Annotated in this window: 18 protein-coding genes; 13 read left to right on the top strand and 5 right to left on the bottom strand. The window is 74.2% G+C overall.

From position 1 onward, the window contains the following. Positions 1 to 22 precede the first annotated feature (22 nt). Complete coding sequence (locus DV20_RS26880) at positions 23 to 736, bottom strand: succinate dehydrogenase cytochrome b subunit (RefSeq protein WP_152603761.1); 714 nt, start codon at positions 734 to 736, stop codon at positions 23 to 25. Between the two features lie 85 nt (positions 737 to 821). On the opposite strand from DV20_RS26880, the gene DV20_RS26875 reads away from it, so the two are divergent. Then, entirely contained in the window at positions 822 to 1,763 is a 942-nt protein-coding gene (locus DV20_RS26875; RefSeq protein ID WP_043784999.1) for a LysR family transcriptional regulator, read from the top strand. Here the strand turns inward: DV20_RS26875 and DV20_RS26870 are convergent. Further along, positions 1,756 to 2,610: a TIGR03619 family F420-dependent LLM class oxidoreductase gene (locus tag DV20_RS26870; protein ID WP_043784997.1), complete on the bottom strand. Its 855-nt coding sequence runs from the start codon at positions 2,608 to 2,610 to the stop codon at positions 1,756 to 1,758. The genes DV20_RS26875 and DV20_RS26870 overlap by 8 nt on opposite strands. A gap of 150 nt (positions 2,611 to 2,760) precedes the next feature. On the opposite strand from DV20_RS26870, the gene DV20_RS26865 reads away from it, so the two are divergent. Together DV20_RS26865 and DV20_RS26860 are read left to right on the top strand one after the other, a co-directional pair. Beyond that, a complete protein-coding gene (locus DV20_RS26865; RefSeq protein WP_043784995.1) occupies positions 2,761 to 6,954 on the top strand; it encodes a cation-translocating P-type ATPase in 4,194 nt (1,397 codons plus the stop codon). Between the two features lie 118 nt (positions 6,955 to 7,072). Beyond that, positions 7,073 to 8,176 (top strand): serine hydrolase domain-containing protein, encoded by a 1,104-nt coding sequence (locus DV20_RS26860; RefSeq protein WP_043784993.1) that lies wholly within the window; start codon positions 7,073 to 7,075, stop codon positions 8,174 to 8,176. A gap of 102 nt (positions 8,177 to 8,278) precedes the next feature. Here the strand turns inward: DV20_RS26860 and DV20_RS26855 are convergent, their stop codons facing one another. After that, the gene (locus DV20_RS26855) at positions 8,279 to 8,857 is read right to left on the bottom strand and encodes a helix-turn-helix domain-containing protein (RefSeq protein WP_043784990.1); all 579 of its coding nucleotides are present in this window, start codon (positions 8,855 to 8,857) and stop codon (positions 8,279 to 8,281) included. 66 nt (positions 8,858 to 8,923) lie between these two features. Between DV20_RS26855 and DV20_RS26850 the strand changes: the two genes are divergently transcribed. From DV20_RS26850 to DV20_RS26840, 3 genes are all read left to right on the top strand, one after another. Then, positions 8,924 to 9,541 carry an SAM-dependent methyltransferase gene (locus DV20_RS26850; protein WP_043784989.1) on the top strand — a complete coding sequence of 206 codons (618 nt, stop codon included), beginning with the start codon at positions 8,924 to 8,926 and terminating at the stop codon, positions 9,539 to 9,541. Between the two features lie 11 nt (positions 9,542 to 9,552). Then, positions 9,553 to 10,035: a DinB family protein gene (locus tag DV20_RS26845; protein ID WP_043784987.1), complete on the top strand. Its 483-nt coding sequence runs from the start codon at positions 9,553 to 9,555 to the stop codon at positions 10,033 to 10,035. Positions 10,036 to 10,382: 347 nt separating this feature from the next. After that, entirely contained in the window at positions 10,383 to 10,877 is a 495-nt protein-coding gene (locus DV20_RS26840) for a hypothetical protein (protein ID WP_043784984.1), read from the top strand. 140 nt (positions 10,878 to 11,017) lie between these two features. Here DV20_RS26840 and DV20_RS26835 read toward each other — a convergent pair whose 3' ends face one another. Continuing rightward, the gene (locus DV20_RS26835) at positions 11,018 to 11,431 is read right to left on the bottom strand and encodes an STAS domain-containing protein (RefSeq protein WP_235190970.1); all 414 of its coding nucleotides are present in this window, start codon (positions 11,429 to 11,431) and stop codon (positions 11,018 to 11,020) included. A gap of 169 nt (positions 11,432 to 11,600) precedes the next feature. Here DV20_RS26835 and DV20_RS26830 point away from each other — a divergent pair, with 169 nt between their 5' ends. The 5 genes from DV20_RS26830 (at position 11,601) to nrfD (ending at position 18,934) form a co-directional block, all read left to right on the top strand. Next, a complete protein-coding gene (locus tag DV20_RS26830; RefSeq protein WP_043784982.1) occupies positions 11,601 to 13,109 on the top strand; it encodes an MFS transporter in 1,509 nt (502 codons plus the stop codon). An 18-nt stretch (positions 13,110 to 13,127) separates the two neighbouring features. After that, entirely contained in the window at positions 13,128 to 13,421 is a 294-nt protein-coding gene (locus DV20_RS26825) for a hypothetical protein (RefSeq protein WP_043784980.1), read from the top strand. A gap of 64 nt (positions 13,422 to 13,485) precedes the next feature. After that, complete coding sequence (gene fdh, locus DV20_RS26815; RefSeq protein WP_084093681.1) at positions 13,486 to 16,767, top strand: formate dehydrogenase; 3,282 nt, start codon at positions 13,486 to 13,488, stop codon at positions 16,765 to 16,767. Continuing rightward, positions 16,764 to 17,795, top strand: a complete 1,032-nt coding sequence (locus DV20_RS26810) for a 4Fe-4S dicluster domain-containing protein (protein WP_043784972.1) — start codon at positions 16,764 to 16,766, stop codon at positions 17,793 to 17,795. Before fdh ends, DV20_RS26810 begins: the two co-directional genes overlap by 4 nt. Before the next feature lie 221 nt (positions 17,796 to 18,016). Continuing rightward, on the top strand, positions 18,017 to 18,934 hold the full coding sequence (gene nrfD, locus DV20_RS26805) for an NrfD/PsrC family molybdoenzyme membrane anchor subunit (protein WP_043785043.1): 918 nt from the start codon (positions 18,017 to 18,019) through the stop codon (positions 18,932 to 18,934). 205 nt (positions 18,935 to 19,139) lie between these two features. On the opposite strand, the gene DV20_RS26800 is transcribed toward nrfD, so the two are convergent. Then, entirely contained in the window at positions 19,140 to 19,559 is a 420-nt protein-coding gene (locus DV20_RS26800; protein WP_043784971.1) for an STAS domain-containing protein, read from the bottom strand. A gap of 297 nt (positions 19,560 to 19,856) precedes the next feature. On the opposite strand from DV20_RS26800, the gene DV20_RS26795 reads away from it, so the two are divergent. Next, on the top strand, positions 19,857 to 21,218 hold the full coding sequence (locus tag DV20_RS26795; protein WP_043784969.1) for a serine/threonine-protein kinase: 1,362 nt from the start codon (positions 19,857 to 19,859) through the stop codon (positions 21,216 to 21,218). 193 nt (positions 21,219 to 21,411) lie between these two features. Beyond that, on the top strand, positions 21,412 to 22,767 hold the full coding sequence (locus tag DV20_RS26790) for a serine/threonine-protein kinase (RefSeq protein WP_043785041.1): 1,356 nt from the start codon (positions 21,412 to 21,414) through the stop codon (positions 22,765 to 22,767). The last annotated feature ends 47 nt before the right edge of the window (positions 22,768 to 22,814 follow it).

Raw genomic sequence — 22,814 nt, 5'->3', positions numbered from 1 at the left:
GCGCTGCGTGCCGCAGTCATTTTCAGTGCACCAGTCCCGTCATGATCGCGACCGGGACGAGGGCGTAGCCGCCCGCGACCACGACCGCCGTCGTGCTGCCGAGGATCTTGATCGCCCGTTCCCGCCGAGGGCGGGTGACGCCGAGCGTGCGCGCCGCGCCGGCGAAGCCGTGGTGGACGTGCAGGCCCAGCATGGCCAGGGCGGCGAGGTAGACGAGGTTGACCCACCAGACCCGGAAGTCCGCGACCAGGTTGTGGTATGGGTCGCCGGGGACGAAGTCGCGGTGCACCGCGCCGACCGTGAAGTCGAGCAGGTGCCAGACGACGAACACCGCGAGCGTCGCCCCGCCCCAGCGCATGGTCCGCACCGCGAAGGTCGCGCGCGCCGGCGGCCGGTGGACGTACCGGACCGGCCGGGCGCGGCGGTCGCGCCGGGCCAGCTGCACCGCCGCGGTGACGTGCAGGACCAGCGCGGCGAGCAGCACCGCCCGCTGGAGCCACAGGAACCACTCGCGGCCCAGCACCGGTTCGCCGATCGTGCGGAGCCACTCGGCGTAGTGGTTCAGGTCGCCGGCTCCGAGGAACGTCTTGAGGTTGCCGACCATGTGCGCGACCACGAAGGCGAGCAGGAGCAGGCCGCTCACCGCCATGACGGCCTTCTTGCCGATCGTCGAAGCCCAGAAGCGCCGGACGGCCGAGCGTCGCCCCGCCGGGGGCCTGGTTGCGAGGTCGTTCACCACCCGATCGACGGTAGGAGCCGGTCGACCAGAGGTCAAAGACATGATGACTCTGTTGCCCATAGGCGTCGGCTATCGTCGGAGGATGCAGTTCCAGCAGCTCGCCTACTTCGTCGCCGTCGCCGAGCACCGGCACTTCACCCGCGCCGCCGAACAGGTGCGGGTGGCCCAGCCGTCGCTGTCCCAGCAGATCCGCGCGCTCGAACACGACCTGGGCGCCCCGCTGTTCCACCGGATCCGCGGCAACGTCTCCCTCACCGAGGCCGGCGAGACGCTGCTGCCGATCGCGCGGCGGATCCTCGCCGACACCGAAACGGCCCGGCTGGCCATCCGGGAACTGGACGAGCTCGACCGCGGCCGCGTCCGGCTGGGCGCGCCGCCGAGCCTGTGCACGGGCCTGCTGCCCGCGACGCTCGCCGCGTTCCGCCGCCGGTACCCGGGCATCCGGCTGGAGCTGCACGAAAGCGGGTCGGGCGATCTGCGGCAGCGGCTGGCCGAGGGCGCGCTGGACCTCGCGCTGCTGGCCGGCGCCCGGACGACGGCCGACGCGGGCCTGGCGGCGACCCCGCTGCTGCTCGAGGAGCTGGTGCTGATCTCGTCGCCGGAGGCGCCGGTCGCGGGTGACCGCCTGGGCATCGGCGAACTCGCCGACGTCCCGCTGGTGATGTTCCGCCGCGGCTACGACGTCCGGGAAGCGACGGTCAACGCCTGCCGCGCCGCCGGGTTCGAGCCGACGTTCGCGATCGAGGGCGGCGAGATGGACGCGGTGCTGGAACTGGTGCGCGCGGGCGTCGGCGCGGCGGTGGTGCCGAGCACGGTGGCGGGCGGCCGGTTCCGGATGACCCGGTTCACGCCCGAGGCGGGGATGACCCGCGTGGTGCAGCTGGCCCACCGCGCGGACGTGGAACCCACCCGCGCGGTGCGCGCGCTGCGGTCGGCGATCGCGGGTTTCGTGGCCGACCCGGCCCGGCGGGCGAGCCTGCCGCCGGGCATCGAGTCCCTGGTGGCCGACGGCGCCCTCAGCTGAGGCCGAACCGCCCGGCGAACGCGGCCAGCTCGTCCCGCCGTCGCCCGGGTTCCGCCGTGCCGGGCGTCACGACCACCCGCGTCACCCCTTGCCGGGCGAGCCTCTCGACGTCCTCTGTGGACATGTCGAGCGTGCCCCACCGCGTGTACTGCACGCCGTCCGGGTCACGGCCGGCTTCGGCGGCCGCCCCGCGGACCAGGTCGAACTGGCGGCGCCGCTCGTCCTCACCGAGCGAGCCACCGGCGAAGTAGCCATCTCCGCGGCGGCCCGCCCGGCGCGCCGCGGCCGCGCTCGAACCACCGACGTGGATCGGCAGTTCGCTCACCCCCACGGGTTTCGGGAAGCTGCAGATCCCGTCGAAGGAGAAGAACTCGCCGTCGAAGCCGACGCCCTCCTCGCCGCCCGCCCACAGCAGCCGCAGGACGTCGATGGCTTCGTCCGCCCGCCTGCCTCGGGTGGCGAAGTCGACGCCGGCCGCCCGTGCCTCGCCGGGCAGGGCGCCGACCCCGATCGTGAGCAGCCGCATGCGCCCGCCGGACAGCACGTCGACGGTCGTCAGCCGCTTGGCCAGCACCACCGGGTGGTGGTAGGGCAGCAGCAGGACACCGGTCCCCAGCAGGATGCGGCTCGTCACGGCGGCGACGAAACCGAGGCACTCCAGGGGATCGGCGTACGGCAGGGACGGTGGCAGCGCCACCGGGCCGATCTTCGCGCCCGGGTACAGGGCGATGTGTTCCGGCAGGTACAACGACTCGAAGCCGCACTCCTCCGCGTCCCTGGCGAACCCGGCGATCGTTTCCGGGTCGGCTCCGAAGAAGGGGGTGCTGTAGCTGATTCCGAACTTCACGCCCGCGAAGCTAGCCGTTGACGCGGGCGTCAAGGCAACCGGCGATCCCGGCCGGCGGCGGTCCGGCCACCACGCGATCGGGCCGCCGGGGGTTTGGCCTCCGGCCACCGGGGAACGCCGGGCGGAGGGGATCGGCAGGCGGAGGTCGGAGTGCTCGGTGGGTTGTTCGCGGTGACCAAGGCGGGGATGACGCTGGCCTTGGCCGGCCCGGTCCTCGTGACGCGGCAAGCGAAGAAGGCGGTCTCGGCGGTGAGCCCGCTCGTCGGGGAACTCACCGCGGGGGTGTCCGGAACGACCGCGGAAGCGGCCCGGACCAGCAGCCGCACCGCCGTGCGGGCCGTGCGCGTCGTGCGCAACGCCGCCGGCCCGCGGTCCGCCGTGTGGCGGGCGGGACGGCGGCTGCACGTGCCGCTGCGGCCCACCGAAGACGCCGACCGCCCCGACGGCTCCGCCTTCGCCGCCGAGCTGGCCGGGCACGCCGACGTCGCCGGGGCCTACTGGGACGGCGGGCTCGGCAGCGTCGTCCTCTACCTGGCCGAAGAGGCCGCGGCCGACCGCGTCCTCGGCTGGATCGCCGACCGCTGCGGGCGGCACGGGCTGACGCACGCCGAGCCGGGTGACTCCGCCCCGGCCCACCCGGGCGACACCTACGGGGTGCGGACCGCCGCGCTCGCACTGGCGATGGACGTCGCCGGCCTGGCCGTTTCGGTCGGCACGCGCGCGGTGCGCTCCGGGCGGGTGCACGCGACCGTGCGCGCGGCCGTGTCCGCGGCACGGGAACACCCGGCCGTCCGCGCCGCGCTCGACGAACAGTTCGGCTGGTACACGGCCGAACTGGCGCGCTCCGGCGTGTCCGCCGCGGTGCGCGGGCTCAGCCAGGACCCCCTCGAACTGGTGCTGGACGCCCTGCTGCGCGCCGGGCAGCTCACCGAGGCGATCGCCCGGCTCACCGCGTTCGACGCCGGCCACGACGACCTCTGCTCGCCGGAGCGGCCCAGCCTCGGCGTGACGCCGGCGGAGCGCCGGGTCCGGATCCCCATGGAGGACTACGCGCGCAACGCCGTCGGCGGCGGCCTGCTCGCCGCGCTCGCCGACCTGCTCGTGCGCCGCAACCCCCGCGAAGCCGCCGAAGCGTTCCTCGCCGCGTCGCCGATGCCCGCCCGGTACGCCGACACCGCCTTCCACACCGCGATCGGCACCGCGTTCGCCCGCGAAGGCGTGCTCGTCCGCGACCCGGACCGGCTCAAGGCACTGGACACTGTGGACACCGTCGTGCTGCACGTCGACGCGCTGCACGGCGAAGACGGCCTCGACCCGCACGCCGAAGCCGTGCTGGACGCGGCCCGCCGGGCCGAGGCGCGGGTGGTCATCGCCGGGGACGGCGCCCGCGAGCGGCTCGGCGAGTTCGCCACGCTCGCCGACGACGTCGCGGAGGAAGCCTTCTTCGGGCTGGTGACGCGGTTGCAGGACGAAGGCCGGGTCGTGCTCACCGTCGGGCGCCCGCCGGCCCGGTGCGCGCCGAACTGCGACGAAGTGACCGGCCTGCTCGCCGGCGACCTGTGCGTCGCCCTCGCCGACCGGAACGCGCCGGTGCTGTGGGGTGCCGACCTGATCGTCCGGCCGGGGCTGACCGGCGTGTGGCGGGTGCTGCGGGCCGCGGGCGCCGCGCGGGTGAACAGCAAGCGCGCCACCCGGGTGGCCACCGCCGGCGGCCTGATCGGCGGCCTGCTGCTCATGTCACGCCGCCGCCGGACCCTGGTCCCGGCCGTGCCCCGGCTGGACCCGGTGCTGCTCGGCGGGCTGACCGGGCTGGCGATGGGCACGCTCGCCGCCGTGCGGGTGGCCGCCGCCCGGCCGCCGGCCGGCCGGACCCGGATCGCCTGGCACGAGCTGACCGGCGAGGAAGTCCTCCGTCGGCTGGCGGCCGCGGAAACCGCACCGACGCACTGGGAGCTGACGACCCGGCGGGTGCGGGCGGTGGCCGACGCGGTGGCCCGGCACCCGGCCGCGGCGCCGGTCCGGTTCGGGACCGGGCTCGCCGCCGACGTCGTCGCCGAGCTGAACGACCCGCTGACCCCGGTGCTGGCCCTCGGCGCGGTCGCGTCCGCGGTGGTCGGCTCGCCGGTGGACGCGCTGCTGGTGGCCGCGGCGATGGGCCTCAACGCCGTCGTCGGCGGGGCCCAGCAGTTCCGCGGCCGCCGCGCGCTGGCGAAGCTGCGGGACGGCGAACGGCAGCGGGCCCGCCGCGAAGGCGGCCGGGTCGTCGACGCGCGGACGCTGGAGCCGGGCGACCGGATCGAGCTGCGGGTCGGCGACGTCGTCCCGGCCGACGCCCGGCTGCTGACCGCCAACGACCTCGAAGCCGACGAATCCGCGCTGACCGGCGAGTCGCTCCCGGTCGCCAAGCAGCTCGACCCGGTGCCGGGCGCGCCGATGGCCGAACGCAGCTGCCTGGTGTTCGCCGGCACCACGGTGGTCAGCGGCGAAGGCACCGCGGTGGTCGTGGCGGTCGGCTCGGAAACCGTGGCCGGCCGGGCCGTCGAGCTGGCCACCCGGACCGCCGCCGCGGTGGGCATCCAGGCGCGGCTGCAGGACCTCACCCGCCGGGCCCTGCCGCTGACCATGCTCGGCGGCGCGCTCGTCACCGGGCTTTCGGCGATCCGCGGCCGTCCGATGCGCCGGGCACTGGCCGGCGGCGTGGCGATCGCCGTCGCCGCGGTGCCCGAAGGGCTGCCGCTGGTGGCCACCGTGGCCCAGCGGGCCGCCGCCCGGCGCCTGTCCGCGCGCGGCATCCTCGTCCGCGCGCCGCGGGCGCTGGAGGCGCTGGGCCGCCTGGACGTCGTGTGCTTCGACAAGACGGGCACGCTGACCGAGAACCGGCTGCGCGTGGTGACGACCACCGGGCCCGACGGCGAAGCACGCGAGCCGGAACCTGGCGACGTCGTGCTGCGGGCCGCCGCCCGAGCCTGCCCCGGCACGCTCGACGACCCCCACGTGCGCGCCCACGCCACCGACCACGCCGTCCTGGACGCCGCGGGCCCGGACGACGGCTGGACCGAGCTCGCCGGGCAGCCGTTCGAGGCGAACCGGGGCTACTCGGCGACCGTGGGCCAGGACGGCGACGGCGAGGTGACGCTGGTCGTCAAGGGCGCCCCGGAGATCGTCCTGCCCGCCTGCGCCGGCGGGGACGAGCTGGCCCGCGCGGCGGAAGCGCTGGCGGACAAGGGGTTGCGGGTACTGGCCGTGGCGTCGCGGAACGCCGGGGCGTCGCTCGAGGGCGACGACGAGGAAGTGCTGGCGGACCTGGAGTTCCTCGGCTTCCTCGGGCTGGCGGACACGCTCCGGCCGACGGCCGGGCCGCTGATCGGCGGGCTGCGCGCGGCCGGCGTGTCGCCGGTGATGCTCACCGGCGACCACCCGAACACCGCGCGGGCCATCGCGACGTCGCTCGGCTGGCCGTCCGACGCCCCGGTCGTCACCGGGGACGAACTGGCCGCGCTGGACCGCGCGGGCCGCGCCCGGCTGCTCGCCGGTGCCGGCGTGATCGCCCGCGTCGCGCCGGAGCAGAAGCTGCAGGTCGTCGAGGCGCTGCGCGAGGCCGGGCGGGTGACGGCGATGGTCGGCGACGGCGCGAACGACGCGGCGGCCATCCGCGCCGCCGACGTCGGCATCGGCGTGCGCGCCCGGGCGTCGACCGCCGCCCGCACCGCGGCCGACGTCGCCCTGACCGACGAGGACCTGACCGTGCTGCTGGAGGCGGTCGCGGAGGGCCGCGCGCTGTGGCGGAGCGTGTCCGACGCCGTGGTGATCCTGGTCGGCGGCAACGCGGGCGAAATCGGCTTCTCGGTGCTGGGCACGCTGCTGTCGGGCGATTCGCCGCTGGGCACTCGCCAGCTGCTGCTGGTCAACCTGCTGACCGACCTGTTCCCGGCGATGGCGGTGGCGGTCACCCGCCCGGACGACGACGACGGTTCCGGTGGCGGCCTCGGTGAAGGCCTGACCCGCGCGATCACCAGCCGCGGCGTGACGACGGGCGTCGGCGCGACGACGGCGTGGCTGATCGGCCGGTTCACGCCGGGCACGGTGCGCCGCACGAGCACGATGGCCCTGTGCGGCCTGGTCGGCACCCAGCTCGCCCAGACCCTGCGCGGCCGCCGCGGCAGTCCACTGGTGGTGGGCACGGCGGTCGGTTCCGCGCTGGCGCTGGCGGCCATCGTGCAGACGCCGGGGGTGAGCCAGTTCTTCGGCTGCACCCCGCTCGGCCCGCTGGCGTGGGCCGGAGTCGGCGCGGGAGTCGCCACCGGGGCCCTGGCCTCGACGCTGCCGATCCTTCGGCAGCCGTAACCGGCCCCGCGGGGGTAGCGCAGGCGCTACCCCTGATCCGGTGGTCCGCACTCCTGATCTCCGGGCCGGATCCCGGCATCGTGAGCGATGTCCATCCGGTCGGAAGAGGAGTCGTTCGATGGTGCGAAAAGGCATGGTGGTGCTGGCGATGGCGGGGCTGCTGGGCGCGACGGTCACGGCGGCCGAGGCGGGGCCCTCCCGCCACGCGGTCCTGCAGAAGGAGCTCGACGGCCTGGTGGGGCCCTTCCCGGCCGCGCTCGCCTCGGTGAGCCGCGGGGGCCGCACGGAGTCGCTGGTCGCGGGCTCCGCGCGGCTCGGCGGCCGCGTCCCGGTGCCGGTCGACGGGCGGGTGCGGGCGGGCAGCAACACGAAGACGTTCACCGCGGTCGTCGTGCTGCAACTGGTGGCCGAGGGCAAGGTGGCGCTCGACGCGCCGATCGAGCGGTACCTGCCCGGCCTGGTGCCCGGCGGGCGGGCGATCACCGTCCGGCAGCTGCTGCAGCACACCAGCGGGCTCCCGAACTACACCGAGTACCTCGGGCTGGAGGACTTCGCGAAGCTGCGGCACCGGTACTTCCAGCCGCACGATCTGCTCGCGGCCGCGCTGGCCCACCCCGCGAAGTTCGCTCCCGGCACGAAGTGGGAGTACAGCAACACGAACTACGTGCTGGCGGGCCTGCTGATCGAGCGGGTGACGGGGCGCCCGGTGGCGGAGCAGATCACCTCGCGCGTGATCGGGAAAGCGGACCTGCGGAACACGTACTGGCCGGCCGTCGGCGACGAGACCATCCGGGGCCCGCACCCGCAGGGGTACGCGCGAGCGGGCGATGCGGTGATCGACGTGACCGAACTGGACCCGTCGTGGGGCTGGGCGGCGGGCCAGCTGATCTCGACCCCGGGCGACCTGGCGAAGTTCGCCCGCGCACTGCTGGGCGGCCGATTGCTGCCGGCGCCGGAGCTGGCGGAGATGCGCAAGACGGTGGAGGCACCGTTGCTGCCGGGCTGGCGCTACGGCCTCGGCGTGTTCAGCGTCCCCCTCAGCTGCGGCGGCGTGTACTGGGGCCACGGCGGCGACATCCACGGATTCGAAACCCGCGGCGGCGCCACCGACGACGGGCGCGCGGTCGGCCTGGCGGTGACGGCGCTCCCGGGGACGTTCGGCGATCCGGACCGGGCGGCGCAGGCGGTGGTGTCCGCGGTGGACACGGCCTTCTGCCGCTGACGCTCGCGCCGCCGGACACGGCAGACCACCCGGCACCACCGGACATTCTTTCCGGCAAATTCCCCGTCGTGCACCAACCGGACGAAAGCCCCCAAGCTTTCGTCAGTGCGCGCGGGCGCGCAGGTGCGCTCGTTCCCCGTGGCGGCCGAACAGGATCAGCAGCTCGACCGGCTTGCCATCGGAAGTGCCGAGCCAGTGCGGGATCGTGGTGTCGAACTCCGCCGCCTCGCCCGGGGGCAGGACCAGGTCGTGCTCGCCGAGGACCAGCCGCAGGTTCCCGTGGAGCACGTACAGCCACTCGTGGCCCTCGTGGGTCTGGTGGTCCGGAACCGGCGGCCGGTCCGTGCCCGGGATGAGCATCTTGTAGGCCTGCATGCCGCCGGGCCGCCGGGACAGCGGCACGAACGTCATGCCGTAGCGGTGGATCGGGGTCAGGTGGATGCGGGGGTCGCCGGTGCGCGGCGCGCCGACGAGGTCGTCGAGCGGGACGCCGTAGGCGCGGGCCAGCGGCAGCAGCAGTTCCAGGCTGGCCCGCCGCTGGCCGCTTTCCAGCCGCGACAGGGTGCTCTCCGACACCCCGGTGGCGGCCGCGACGGCGGCCAGGGTCATCCCGCGGTGCCGGCGCAGCGCCCGCAGCCGGGGGCCGACCGCCTGCAGCACGTCTTCGAAGTCGTCGCTCACCCGGCCATCTTGCCGGAACCGCAAGAAAGCGTGCCGGAACCGCCAGGACCGGGTGAAGGTGGGCCCATGACATCGACCACCGAAGCGTCCCGGTTCTGGGACGGTCACTACACGGCCCACCTCCCGGCCGACGAGCCGCGCGCCAACGTCCGGCTCGTCGAAACCGTCACCCCGCTGTCCCCCGGCCGGGCGCTCGACCTCGGTTCCGGCGCCGGCGGGGACGCGCTGTGGCTGGCCCGCCGCGGCTGGCGCGTGACCGCGGCCGACATCTCCGCCGTCGCGCTCGGCCACCTCGCCCGCCGCGCCCGGGACCTCGGGCTCGCGGACCGGATCACCACCGAGCGCCACGACCTGGCCGCGACGTTCCCGGCGGGCCCGTTCGACCTCGTCTCGGCCCACTACCTGCACACGACCTTCCCGCTGCCCCGCGACCACGTGCTGCGGCGGGCCGCCGAGGCGCTCTCCCCCGGCGGCCTGCTGCTGGTCGTCGAGCACGGGTCCGTCGCGCCGTGGTCGTGGAACCAGGACCCGGCCGCCTACCCCGCCGAGCCGCGGGTGCCGTCGCTCGATCCGGCCGGGTGGACGGTCGAGCGCGCCGACGCCCTCCCCCGGCAGGCCACCGGCCCCGGCGGGCGGACCGCCGAAGTCGTCGACCACCTGCTGCTCGTCCGCCGCACCCGCTGAGAGGACCCGCCATGCCCCGAACCCGGCGGCGGGACACCCCGCCCCCGCGCACCGGACCGGCCGAAAAGGACGTGCTGCGCGGCTTCCTCGACCACCTGCGGGCCGCCGTGGCCGCCAAGGCGGAGGACGTCCCGGAACCCCAGGTCCGCACGCCCGGCGTCCCGTCGGGCACGTCGCTGCTGGGCCTGGTCCGGCACCTGGCGCACGTCGAACGCTTCACCTTCCTCGGCGAAGCCGTCGCCGACTGGCCCGGCACGTTCCGGCCGCGCCCGGAGGAGACCGTCGCCTCGGTCGTGGCGGACTACCGCGCCGCGTGCGCGCGGGCGAACGCGGTCATCGACGCCTGCACCGACCTGACGCAGCCGGTGGCCCGGCCCGGCCGCGGCGCGCCGTCGATGCGCTGGGCGCTGGTCCACCTGATCGAGGAGACCGGCCGCCACGCCGGGCACGCCGACATCCTGCGCGAACTGATCGACGGCAGCACCGGCCGCTGACCGGTGCGGTCCGGCCTCGGCCGCCCGCTGTGGACGGTCCCGATGTCCGCCACGAGAGACCGGGTGACGCGCGGACGGCTGCGTCGCGAAGCCTTGGCGCACCAGTGGGCGTCGCGGCGGTACCGGTCCCGCACCCCGCCGCCGGCGCCACGGTCGCCACCTTGATCGCCGCCACCCGTATCTTGCGGATTTTCGGCTACCGGCCGGACATTCGCTGACGAATCCACTGTGGAACGGCGACCGGAAGCGGGATTCCAGCGAACGGGCCGGACGGGGGTGAGGTGCGGCCGAGGTGGCCGCGCCCGTTCGCTCTGCGAGTCGCCCGATGGAGTGCTATTTGATCCTTTATGAGTGAATCACCGAACTACCCGCAGTCGTCCGCTCCGCCGAGCCAAGCCGCCGCCCCGCCCCGGCCGGGCACGGTCGAAGGCGCTTTCTGGGCGTTCCTCGCCGCCACGGTGATCAGTCTGGTCGGCGGCCTGCTGATCTTCGGCAACCGCGACTCGATCGCCTCGGCCGCGCGCGATTCGAACCGGCAACGCGGCGGCAACCTCACCGACGCGCAGATCGACCAGGCGGTGAACTTCACGATGATCACCGCGGTGGTGATCGCGGTGATCATCGCGGCGTTGTACCTGCTGTTCGCGTTCAAGCTGCGCGCCGGCCGCAACTGGGCGCGCATCGTGCTGACCGTGCTCACCGCGCTGCAGCTGCTCTCGGTGCTGATCGGGCAGAGCACGATCGCCGGCTACGTGGCGGTGCTGGCGGCGGTGATCGGTGTGGCGCTGTCGTACGCGGGCCCGTCGAACGCCTACTTCGCGGCGGCCAAGGTCCGGCCCTGAGCCTCCGCGCGGCGGTCCGCCGTGGACCGCCGCGCGGATCGCCGTGGTCTTTCGCCGGTGAGGACACCGCTGTCCGGCCGGCGACCGGACGACTTGGTCCACAGTGGATGCTCCGGGCGCGGGCCGTCCGGCCGGGACACTCAGCTGTTCCACATCCGGGCGGTCAGCCGGAGGAACTCGCCGCCGTCGCCGGCGTCGAGTGCGGCACGGCGGTCGGGGTAGACGTCCAGCACCCGGTCCGCGCCGGTCAGGCGCAGTGCCCGGCTCACCACCGTGTTGCCGCCGGTGACGACGCGGAGGCGGGCGTTCCGGTCGGCGGCGTGGCCGGTCACCGCGCCCAGCGCGCGGACCCCCGCCGCCCCGAGGAAGTGCAGGCCGCCGAGGTCCAGCACGATCACCCGCGGTCGCGGGGTCCCGGCCAGCGCGGCGGCCACCGCTCCCACGACGACGAGCACCGTGCCGGCGTCGAGCTCGCCGGTCAACACCAGCAGCCCCGGCTCGCCGCGCGAGCACGAAACCCGCAGCCGCCCCGTCGGGGCACCGGAGGACGTCACGCGAAAACACCCCATTTTCGGAGAGGACCGGCACCACCCGCTCGCGCGCCACGGTAATGACGGACTCCGGCCGGTCACAAGCCGTCATCCCGCGAGTCGACCCGATCGTGTTTCACCGGGGGACGACGGGGGAAGTCCCGCGGAGCGGTTCGCTCTCAAGGAGGTTGTCATGGCGGCAACACCCGATCCGGCGTCCGCCGGGGTGCGCACGCTCATCCCGGCACGCATCGACCGGTTGCCCTGGTCCCCGTTCCACACCCGGATGGTCGTCGCCCTCGGCGTGGCCTGGATCCTCGACGGCCTGGAGATCACGGTGGCCAGCGCGGTCGCCGACACCCTCACCAAGCCCGAGACACTGAACATGTCGTCGGCGGCCGTCGGGCTGCTGGCCACGATCTACCTCGCCGGCGAAGTGGTCGGGGCGTTGTTCTTCGGCAGCCTCTCCGACAAACTCGGCCGGCGGAACCTGTTCATGCTGACCCTGGCCGTCTACCTCGTGGGCAGCGGCCTGACCGCGCTGACCCTCGGCAACGGCGTGGGCTGGGTGATCTTCCTCTACGCCACCCGGTTCGTGGCGGGGATGGGGATCGGCGGCGAGTACGCGGCCATCAACTCGGCGATCGACGAGCTGATCCCGGCGCGCTACCGGGGCCGGGTGGACATCGCGGTGAACGGCACGTACTGGGCCGGGGCCGTGCTGGGCACGATCGGGACGTACATCCTGCTCAACCGGATGGACCTGTCACTGGGCTGGCGGCTGGGCTTCCTCATCGGGCCGGTGCTCGGGCTGGTGATCCTGCTGGTGCGGCGGCACCTGCCGGAGAGCCCGCGGTGGCAGATCATGCACGGCAAGGCCGACGCCGCCGAGGAGTCGATCGCCCAGATCGAGCGGGAAGTCGAGCACGGCGGCCGCAGCCTGCCGCCGGTCGACGAGAAGAAGGCCATCCACGTGACGCCCGCCGAGCGGATCGGGTACGTGGCCCTGGCCAGGGTGCTGTTCCGCGACTACCCGTCGAGGGCCGTGCTGGGCGCGTCGCTGATGATCAGCCAGTCGTTCCTCTACAACGCGATCTTCTTCACCTACACGCTGGTGCTCGGCAAGTTCTACGGGGTGTCGTCCGAGGCGACGCCGATCTACCTGATCGCGTTCGCGGTGGGCAACCTCGTCGGCCCGTTCACGATCGGGCACCTGTTCGACACCCTCGGCCGCCGCAAGATGATCTCGGGCACGTACGTGGTGTCGGGGGTCCTGCTGGCGGTGACGGCGGTGCTGTTCTACGCGGGCGCGCTCAACGCGGTCACCCAGACGATCGCGTGGTGCGTCATCTTCTTCTTCGCCTCCGCCGGCGCGAGCGCGGGCTACCTGACGGTGAGCGAGATCTTCCCCCTGGAGGTCCGGGCCAAGGCGATCGCGGTGTTCTTCGCGATCGCGCAGTGCTTCGGCGCACTGGGGCCGGTGATCTACGGCGCCCTGATCGGCACGGGCGAGCACCCCGTCCGCCTGTTCGTCGGCTACCTGCTGGGCGCGGCCGTGATGATCGCGGGCGGCCTGGTCGCCCGGTTCCTGGCGGTGGACGCGGAGGGCAAGTCGCTGGAGGACATCGCCGAGCCACTGGCGGCCGCGGGCCGTCGCGGGCGGACCCGCGCCGAGGGCGCCTCGTCGCCGTTCTCGACCTGACGGGCGGCGACCGGGGCGATGGGCAAGCGGTTCGAACCGGCGGTGGCCGCCTCCGGCCGGTGGGTGGACGAGGACGGCGTCCGCGCGCCGGGCGGGTCGGTGCACGCCTGGCGGCCGGGGACCAACCAGACGCTTTGCGGGATCCCCCTGCACAAGGCCGGCCTGGAGCGCTTCCCGCACGTGCTGTGGATCGACGCGCGGTGGCTGGCCGACACCACCGCCGAGCGGATCGTCCTCTGTCACCGGTGCTCCGCCGCCGCCGGCGACCGCCCCGGGCGGCGGCGGTGGACCCGGGACCGGCCCCGGCCCTGACCACGCGCCGGTTTAGACCCGGCGTCGCCCGGGTAGCCGGGCGCTGACGCGAGCGGGAGGTGACATGGGACCACGGCAGTGGCTCGAGTCCTGGCCCGTCTACCGCCAGCTCACCGGCACCGACCCCCTCGGCCGCGGCAAGGCCGCCGAATCGCCGCGCTCGGAGGCCCTGGCCCCGCGCACCGCGAGCGCCGACCGGGTGGCCAGGTCGGTCTGCCCCTACTGCGCCGTCGGCTGCGGGCAGCAGGTCTTCGTCAAGGACGAGCGGGTCGTGCAGATCGAAGGCGACCCGCACAGCCCGATCTCCCGCGGCCGGCTCTGCCCCAAGGGCTCGGCGAGCAAGCAGCTGGTCACCGGCCCGCAGCGCGAACGGAAGGTCCGCTACCGCGCGCCCTACGCCACCGAGTGGACCGAACTGGACCTCGGCACGGCCATGGAGATGGTCGCCGACCGCGTGCTCGACGCCCGCCGGAAGGGCTGGCAGGACACCGATGAGCACGGACGACCGCTGCGCCGCACCATGGGGCTGGCCAGCCTCGGCGGGGCCACGCTGGACAACGAAGAGAACTACCTGATCAAGAAGCTCTTCACGGCGCTGGGCGCGATCCAGATCGAGAACCAGGCCCGTATTTGACACTCCGCCACGGTTCCCGGTCTGGGGACTTCCTTCGGTCGCGGTGGCGCGACGGACTACCAGCAGGACCTGCAGAACTCCGACTGCGTCGTGATCATGGGCTCGAACATGGCCGAGGCGCACCCGGTGGGGTTCCAGTGGGTGATGGAGGCGAAGGCCCGCGGGGCCGAGGTGCTGCACATCGACCCGCGCTTCACCCGGACGAGCGCGCTGGCCGACGCCCACGTCCCGCTGCGGGCCGGCACCGACATCGCGTTCCTCGGCGGGGTGATCAACCACATCCTGAGCAACGACCTGGACTTCCGCGAGTACGTGGTCGCCTACACCAACGCCTCCTTCCTGGTGTCCGAGGACTACCGCGACACCGAGGACCTCGACGGCCTGTTCAGCGGCTACGACGAGGCCAAGGCCGCCTACGACCCGTCGACCTGGCACTACGAGAGCCTCCGGCAGGACGAAGACGGCGGCCACGGCAAGGAGACGTCGTCGTCCTACCAGCACGGCTCGGGCGGCCCGGTGCTCGAAGGCGGCAGCGAGGAGATCGCCGCCGACCCGACGCTGCAGCACCCGCGCTGCGTGTTCCAGATCCTGAAGCGCCACTTCGCCCGCTACACGCCGGAAATGGTCGAAGCGACCTGCGGGACGCCGAAAGAGCTCTTCCGGCGGGTCTGTGACGCCTGGACGCGCAACTCGGGCCGGGAACGCACCGCCGCGCTCGTCTACAGCGTCGGCTGGACGCAGCACAGCGTCGGCGCCCAGTACATCCGGGCCGGCTCGATCATCCAGCTGCTGCTCGGCAACATCGGGCGGCCCGGCGGCGGGGTGTTCGCGCTGCGCGGGCACGCCAGCATCCAGGGCTCGACCGACATCCCGACGCTGTTCAACCTGCTGCCCGGCTACCTGCCCATGCCGACGCCCGAGCAGGCCACGCTGGAGGACTACCTCGGCAGCGTCCGCGGCGACAAGCAGAAGGGCTTCTGGCGCAACGCCGACGCCTACACCGTCTCGCTGCTCAAGGAGTACTGGGGCGACAAAGCCACCCCGGACAACGACTTCTGCTTCGGCTACCTGCCGCGCATCAACGGCGACCACGGCACCTACCGCACGGTCATGGACATGGTCGACGGCAAGGTGTCCGGCTACTTCCTGCTCGGGCAGAACCCCGCCGTCGGGTCCGCGCACGGCCGGCTGCAGCGGCTCGGCATGGCCAACCTCGACTGGCTGGTCGTCCGGGACCTGACGATGATCGAGAGCGCGACCTTCTGGAAGGACGCGCCGGAGGTCGAGACCGGCGAGATCGTGCCGGAGCAGTGCCGCACCGAGGTGTTCTTCTTCCCGGCCGCCTCGCACGTCGAGAAGGAAGGGACCTTCACCCAGACCCAGCGCATGCTGCAGTGGCGCGAGAAAGCCGTCGAGCCCGCCGAAGACCAGCGGTCCGAGCTGTGGTTCTTCCACCACCTCGGCCGGCTGGTCCGGGAGCGGCTGGCCGGTTCCACCGACGAGCGCGACCGGCCGGTGCTGGACCTCGCCTGGGACCACGCGGTGCACGGCGACGAGCCGTCCGCCGAGGACGTGCTGCGGCGGATCAGCGGCCAGGACCTGACCACGGGCCGGGAGGTCGGCGGCTACCTCGACCTCAAGGCCGACGGCAGCACCTCCTGCGGCTGCTGGATCTACAGCGGCGTCTACGCCGACGGCGTCAACCAGGCCGCCCGCCGCAAGTCCCGCTTCGAGCAGGACCTGTACGCGCGGGAATGGGGCTGGGTCTGGCCGCTGAACCGGCGGGTGCTCTACAACCGCGCGTCCGCCGACCCGGCCGGGCGGCCGTGGAGCGAGCGCAAGGCCCTGGTGTGGTGGGACGCCGAGCGCGGCGAATGGACCGGCCACGACGTCCCCGACTTCGAGAAGACCAAGCCGCCGGACCACGTCCCGCCGCCGGACGCCGTCGGACCGGCCGCGCTGCGCGGCGACGACCCGTTCATCATGCAGTCGGACGGGAAGGCGTGGCTGTTCGCGCCGTCGGGACTGGCCGACGGCCCGCTGCCGGCGCACTACGAGCCGCACGAGTCGCCGTTCCGCAACCCGTTCTACGGCCAGCAGGGCAACCCGGCGCGGAAGGTCTACGGCCGCCGGGACAACCCGTCGCACCCGTCGCCGCCCGAAGCCGGGGGCGAGGTGTTCCCGTTCGTGTTCACCGCCGCGCGGCTGACCGAGCACCACACCGCGGGCGGGATGAGCCGGACGCTGCCGTACCTGTCGGAGCTGCAGCCGGACCTGTTCGTCGAGGTCTCCCCCGAGCTGGCCGAGCTGCGCGGGCTCGCGCACCTGGGCTGGGCCCACGTCGTCACGGCGCGGGCGGCCGTCGAGGCGCGGGTGTTCGTGACCGACCGGATGGCGCCGCTGCGGGTGCAGGACCGGGTCGTGCACCAGGTGTGGATGCCCTACCACTGGGGCGGCTCCGGGCTGGTCTCCCGCGACGTCGTCAACGACCTGTTCGGCGTGGTGGTGGACCCGAACGTGTTCATCCAGGAGAGCAAGGTCGCCACCTGCGACGTCCGGCCCGGGCGGCGGCCGCGCGGGGCCGAACTGCTCGCGTTGCTCGCGGAGTACCGCACGCGGGCGGGCATCACGCCGGAAACGGGTACCCGGGTGGCCACCGTGCACGACACCGAGCACGTCGAACCCGGCCACGCCACGGAGGACGGATCATGACGACGGAGAACCGGTTGTCCGGGCCGCTGCCGGACGTCGCGGGCGAGGCCGGGCACACCGGGCACCCGCCGCGCGTCGGGTTCTTCACCGACACGTCGGTGTGCATCGGCTGCAAGGCGTGCGAAGTCGCCTGCAAGGAGTGGAACAACGTCCCCGAAGACGGCCTCGACCTGCTCGGGATGTCGTTCGACAACACCGGCGCGCTCGGCGCGAACTCGTGGCGGCACGTGGCCTTCATCGAGCAGCAACGCCCGCTCGGCGCCCAGTCGCCGGGCCTCGACGGGCTGCCGACCGGCCCGTCCGCGATCGACGTGACGACGGCGTTCGTCGCCGACGAGCTGCGTGAGGCACCCCGCGGCGGCGGCGAGCTGGGCACCTCCGGCCTGCCCCGTGCGCCGGAAGACCTCGGCATGCCCTCGTTCGACCTGCCCGGCGCGCGGACCGGCACCGAGGGCCGGACGGACTTCCGCTGGCTGATGGCGTCGGACGTGTGCAAGCACTGCACCCACGCGGGCTGCCTCGACGTCTGCCCGACCGGCGCGCTGTTCCGCACCGAGTTCGGCACGGTGGTGGTGCAGCAGGACATCTGCAACGGCTGCGGCTACTGCGTTTCGGGCTGCCCGTACGGCGTCATCGACCGCCGCCCGGGCGACGGACGGGCGCAGAAGTGCACCCTCTGCTACGACCGCCTCCGCGACGGCCTCGAACCGGCGTGCGCGAAGGCCTGCCCGACCGACTCGATCCAGTTCGGCGAGCTCGACGAGCTGCGCGAACGGGCGGCCCGCCGGGTCGAGCAGCTACACGAGCGCGGAGTGCCCGAAGCCCGGCTCTACGGCCACGACCCGGCCGACGGCGTCGGCGGCAACGGCGCGTTCTTCCTGCTGCTGGACGAACCCGAGGTCTACGGGCTGCCGCCGGATCCGGTGGTGCCGACCCGCGAGCTGCCCGCGATGTGGAAGTACGCCGGGATGGCGGCATCGGCGCTGCTCGCCGCCGCGGTGGCGTCGTTCGGGAGGAGGCGCCGGTGACCGCCCGTGAACCGCGCAGCGACGCCGGGGCCGCCGACAAGGGTGCGGGGGTGTTCGGCCGCCGCGGCGGCGACCGTGACCACCACAGCGACACCGAAACCGCCGACAAGAGCGCGCGGGTGCTCGGCGGTCGCCGCGACCACCACCGCGACACCGGAACCGCCGACAAGGGCGCGCGGGTGTTCGGCCGGCGCAAACGTGGCGGCGCGCGCGAAGAACTGATGGTGCCCCCCGCCGAGTTCCGGTCGTACTACGGGCGGCCGGTGCTCAAGCCGCCGGTGTGGGAGTGGAAGGTTCCCGCCTACCTCTTCACCGGCGGGCTCGCCGCGGGTACGTCGCTGCTGGCCGCCGGGGCGGATCTGACCGGGCGGCCGGTGCTGCGGCGGGTGGGCCGGACCGGGTCGCTGGCCGCCCTGCTGGCCAGCGTCTACCTGCTGGTCGCCGACCTCGGACGGCCGGCGCGGTTCCACCACATGCTGCGGGTCGCGAAACCGACGTCGCCGATGAGCGTGGGCACCTGGGTCCTCAGCGCGTTCGGGCCGGGGATGGGCCTGGCCGCGGCCGCCGAGGTGCTGCCCGCCGGCCTGCGCCGCTCGCTGCCCGGGCGGCTGCTGCGCGCCGCGGCGCGGCCCGCGGGCCTGTCGTCGGCGGTCGTGGCGCCGGCCGTCGCGTCGTACACGGCGGTGCTGCTGTCGCAGACGGCGGTCCCCGCCTGGCACGCGGCCCACGCCCAGCTGCCGTTCGTGTTCACCGGCTCGGCGGCGGCGAGTTCGGGTGGCTTCGCGATGGCGCTGGTCCCGGTCGAGGAGGCGGGCCCGGCCCGGGCACTGGCGGCCTTCGGCGCGGCGATGGAGCTGGCGGCCTCCAAGGTGCTGGAGAAGCGGCTCGGCCTCACGGCGGAGGCGTACACGACCGGCAAGGCGCACCGGCTGCGGCGCTGGTCGGAGCGCCTGACGGCGGCGGGCCTGCTCGGGACGCTGGTCGGGCACCGCAGCCGCCCGGTCTCCGTGGCGGCCGGGGCGGCCCTGTTCGCCGGGAGCGCGCTGCAGCGGTTCGGCGTCTTCGAGGCGGGCGTGGAGTCCACAAAGGACCCCAAGTACGTCGTCGTACCGCAGCGGCAGCGCGCGGGACGGTCCTGACCGCGGAACCGCACGTCCGGCCGAGCGAGCCGCCGAGCGGGACCGGGCCGGCCGGGTGGTGGTCGGCGAACAGCTCGGAGCCGCCGCCGGCGGTGCGGAACCGGCGAGGTAGGCCCGGTCCACCGCGTGACTGCGAACAGCGACGCCGTCGCCGTCGCACTGAAGCCGGCCGAGCCACGTTCAGTCCACTATGGACACCCCGTGGTCAGCCTCGTTCGCTCCCCCGCAACCGGGGGAGCACGGACAGCCAGTCCAACGCCGCCTCGGCGCTCCGGTGGACCGGGAGCAGCTGCTCCAAGCCGAGCACCCGGATCGGCCGCCGCACCGCCCGGCCCGCCGCCGCGATCGCGAACGGCACCCCGCTCACGTGCGCCTCCGAGGCCGCCACCAGCAGTTCCGTGATCCCGCCCGCGCCGCAGAACGACACCCCGGACAGCTCCAGCACCAGGGCCCGCGGGGCGAGGTCGATCTCCTCGCCCAGCCGGGTCCGGAGCCTGCTCAGCACCGGCAGGTCTATTTCGCCGCGGATGGCGACGGTCGTCGCCTCCGCCGTCGCGGTCACCGACAGGGTCATCGCGGACGGGACGTCGACGCGAAACTGCGGAGCGGCGATCTGGTCGAGCACACAGCCTCCTCGAAGCGAGGGACGGCCGGGAGGCGGCCCCGCCTCCCGGTCCACCCACGGGACGGAACGCGCAGGGGGAGCCGGCGGGCGGCTGCCGGTTGAACCGCGATGCCCACACCGTACGCCTCTCCGGCCGCGACTTCCGCTCCACCACCGAAACCGTCGAACGCGGCGAATTCCCGGAATGCGTCTCCGCCGAGCCGGATAACGGTTCCCGATCCACTCGGCGCCGAAGCCCCACGAAGGCCGGTTCTCTGCTAAAAGTGCATCGTTTGGCCGACCGACGCAGGGGTATGGGTGGCTTTCGAGGAACAGCTCGTCAACGGGCGGTACCGGCTCTTGGGGCACCTCGGCCGCGGCGCGATGAGCCTGGTGTGGCGGGCCAGGGACGAGCGGCTGGACCGGGTGGTGGCCGTCAAGCAGTTCCTGCACGAGCCGGGCAAGGGCGGCGACGTCTGCGAGCGGGCGATCCGCGAGGCGCGGCTGGCTTCGCGGCTGCGGCACCCGCACGCCGTCGCGGTTTACGACGTGTTCGAGGACGCCGGCTCGATGTACCTGGTCATGGAGTACGTGGCCGCCCGTTCGCTGACCGACGTCCTGGTCGAACGCGGGCCGTTGCCCCGGTGCGACGTGCTGCGGCTCGGGCGGCAGATCGGCGCGGCGCTGGCCGCCGCGCACAGCGACTGGATCCTGCACCGGGACGTCACGCCCAACAACGTGCTCGTCACCGGCGACGGCACCGCCCGGATCACCGACTTCGGCGTGTCCCGGTCGCTCGGCGAGCACCCCGCCGCCGACGAAGGCGTCGTCGTCGGCACGCTCCCGTACCTGGCCCCGGAGGTCGCCCGGGGTGGCGAGGCCGGCCTGCCGTCCGACGTCTATTCGCTCGGCGCCACCCTCTACACCGCCCTGGAGGGCACGCCGCCGTTCGGGACCAGCGACGACCCGATCACGCTGCTCCGGCGGATCACCGAGAACCAGCTGACCCCGCCGCCGCACGGCGGCCCGCTGACCGCCGTGCTGATGCGGATGCTCGAACGGGATCCGGCCGCCCGCCCGTCGATGCAGGAGGCGGTGGAACTGCTCGCGGCCGTCGGCAAGCCGGTCGCGGCCACCGCGCCCCGCCGGTCCCGGCTCCGCCGCGCCGCCGTGACCGCGGCCGTCGCTGGCCTGGCGTCGGTGAGCGTGGCGGCCGGTCTCGCCCTCGCCGACCGGCCCGGGACCACCGCGGTGACCGTCGGACAGCCGCCGACGACGATCACCGCCGACCACACCGTCCACAGCACCACCACCGCCCCCGCGCCGGCCCGCGCCTCCGACGAGCCGGCGGAGCGCACCACCCCGCCCGCGCCGGGCGGCTGCACCGCGCGCTACGAGGTGACGAACGCCTGGCCGGGCGGCGCCCAGGCGCAGGTCACCGTGCACAACGACCGGCCGACGCGGCTGACCGGGTGGACGGTGACGTGGGTGCAGCCCGGCGGGGCCGGCATCCGGGACCTGTGGAACGGCACCCTGAGCCAGACCGGCTCGTCGGTCACCGTCTCCGACGCGGGCTGGAACGCCCTGGTCGAGCCGGACGGCTCGGCTTCCTTCGGGTTGAACCAGGACATCACGGCAGGCGGCCCCGCCGTTCCGGTCCTCAGCTGCCGGACCAACTGATTCGTTATCGTTCCGACACAACCGGATCGCCGATTCTTCCGTAGCGGCCGGTTTCGTTTCCGGTATCCGGAACGAATTCATCGAACGCCTTTTCCTGCCCCACCCAGGTGAGTGAATGCGGCCGACGAGCCGAACTGCGCGCCGGAACCGCCCGTGTCCCCTGTCGACGGAAGCGACAGAGGGGAGCGTGCCCGTGCGCGAAGGGGCAGTGATCGCCGGCCGGTACCGCGTGCTCGGCCGGGCGGGTCACGGCGCGATGGGAGCCGTGTGGCGGGCGAAGGACGAGCGGCTCGACCGCCTCGTCGCGATCAAGCAGCTGTTCCCGGACTCCCCCGCCGATCCGGCGGCCGCGGAACGCACGCGCGAGCGGACGCTGCGGGAGGCCCGGGTCACCGCCCGGTTGCGCCACCCGCACGCGGTCGTCGTGTACGACGTCGTCGAGCAGGGCACCGCCGCCTACATCACGATGGAGTACCTGCCGGCGCGCACGCTGACCGCCTTGATCGAGGAGCAGGGGCCGCTGGCGCCGGCGTACGTGGCCGAACTGGGTGTCCAGCTCGCCTCGGCGCTGGCCGCGGCGCACGCGGAAGGCGTGGTGCACCGCGACATCAGCCCGAACAACGTCCTGGTCACCCCCGACGGCTCGGCGAAGATCACCGACTTCGGGGTGGCCCACGCGCGCGGGGAAGGCACCGCCACCGGCCGCGGGCTGGTCGTCGGCACGCCGGCCTACCTCGCCCCGGAGGTCGCGGACGGCGCCGAACCCGGCTTCCCCGCCGACGTCTACTCGCTCGGCGCGACGCTCTACACCGCGCTCGAAGGGCGGCCGCCGTTCGGCACCGACGAGAACCAGCTGGCCCTGCTCAAGCGCGTCGGCGCCGGTGCGATCACCCCGCCCGCCACCAGCGGGCCGGTCACCGACGCCGTCCTCCGGCTGCTCCACCGCGACCCTTCCGGGCGCCCCCCGATGGCCGGGGCGGCCCGGCTGCTGACCCGCGCCACCGCCCCTGGCGTGGTCCCGGTGGCGGCCCCGGTGGACAGCGCGCCCGCACCGGCCCGCCGTCGCCGCTCCCGGGCGGCCTTCGCCGGGACGGCGCTGGTGCTGGCGGCGGCCGCCGTCGTGACCGCGGCGGCGTCGATCCCGCCCGGCCGGGAGCCCGCGAGCGCGGCGGCCCAGCTCGCGTCGGCGCCGTCCGCCACCGCGGCCACGACCCCGCCGGCGTCGCCGTCGGCGGGGCCGCCCGGCTGCGCCGCGCGCTACCAGGTGGTGAAGTCGTGGAACGGGGGTTTCCAGGGGCTGGTGACCGTCCGCAACAGCGGGCGAGCCGAGGTCACCGGGTGGACGGTCAGCTGGCCGACCCCGGCCGGGACGAGCATCGACGACCTCTGGAACGGCAGGCTGGTGCGGACCGGTGCCTCCTCGGCCGTCGCGAACGCCGAGTGGAATGCGGTGCTGAAGCCGGGCGAATCGACCACCTTCGGCTTCGTCGCCCTGTCCCGCGGCGGCCACCGCGGGATGCCGGTGACCGACTGCCGTCCCGGGCAATGAATCGGCCCTCGAGGCGTTTTCGATCACCCGACGATGGTGTCTTGACC

Origin of the sequence: Amycolatopsis rifamycinica, from assembly GCF_000695625.1 — a bacterium.
GTDB lineage: Bacteria > Actinomycetota > Actinomycetes > Mycobacteriales > Pseudonocardiaceae > Amycolatopsis > Amycolatopsis rifamycinica.
This window is presented reverse-complemented; position numbering and strand designations above follow the sequence as displayed.

Coding starts and splice junctions, on each gene's coding strand:
- DV20_RS26875 (WP_043784999.1), top strand. CDS start 822: ATGCAGTTCCAGCAGCTCGCCTACTTCGTCGCCGTCGCCGAGCACCGG.
- DV20_RS26810 (WP_043784972.1), top strand. CDS start 16,764: ATGACGACGGAGAACCGGTTGTCCGGGCCGCTGCCGGACGTCGCGGGC.
- nrfD (WP_043785043.1), top strand. CDS start 18,017: ATGGTGCCCCCCGCCGAGTTCCGGTCGTACTACGGGCGGCCGGTGCTC.
- DV20_RS26825 (WP_043784980.1), top strand. CDS start 13,128: ATGGGCAAGCGGTTCGAACCGGCGGTGGCCGCCTCCGGCCGGTGGGTG.
- DV20_RS26860 (WP_043784993.1), top strand. CDS start 7,073: ATGGTGCGAAAAGGCATGGTGGTGCTGGCGATGGCGGGGCTGCTGGGC.
- DV20_RS26830 (WP_043784982.1), top strand. CDS start 11,601: ATGGCGGCAACACCCGATCCGGCGTCCGCCGGGGTGCGCACGCTCATC.
- DV20_RS26840 (WP_043784984.1), top strand. CDS start 10,383: ATGAGTGAATCACCGAACTACCCGCAGTCGTCCGCTCCGCCGAGCCAA.
- DV20_RS26850 (WP_043784989.1), top strand. CDS start 8,924: ATGACATCGACCACCGAAGCGTCCCGGTTCTGGGACGGTCACTACACG.
- DV20_RS26845 (WP_043784987.1), top strand. CDS start 9,553: ATGCCCCGAACCCGGCGGCGGGACACCCCGCCCCCGCGCACCGGACCG.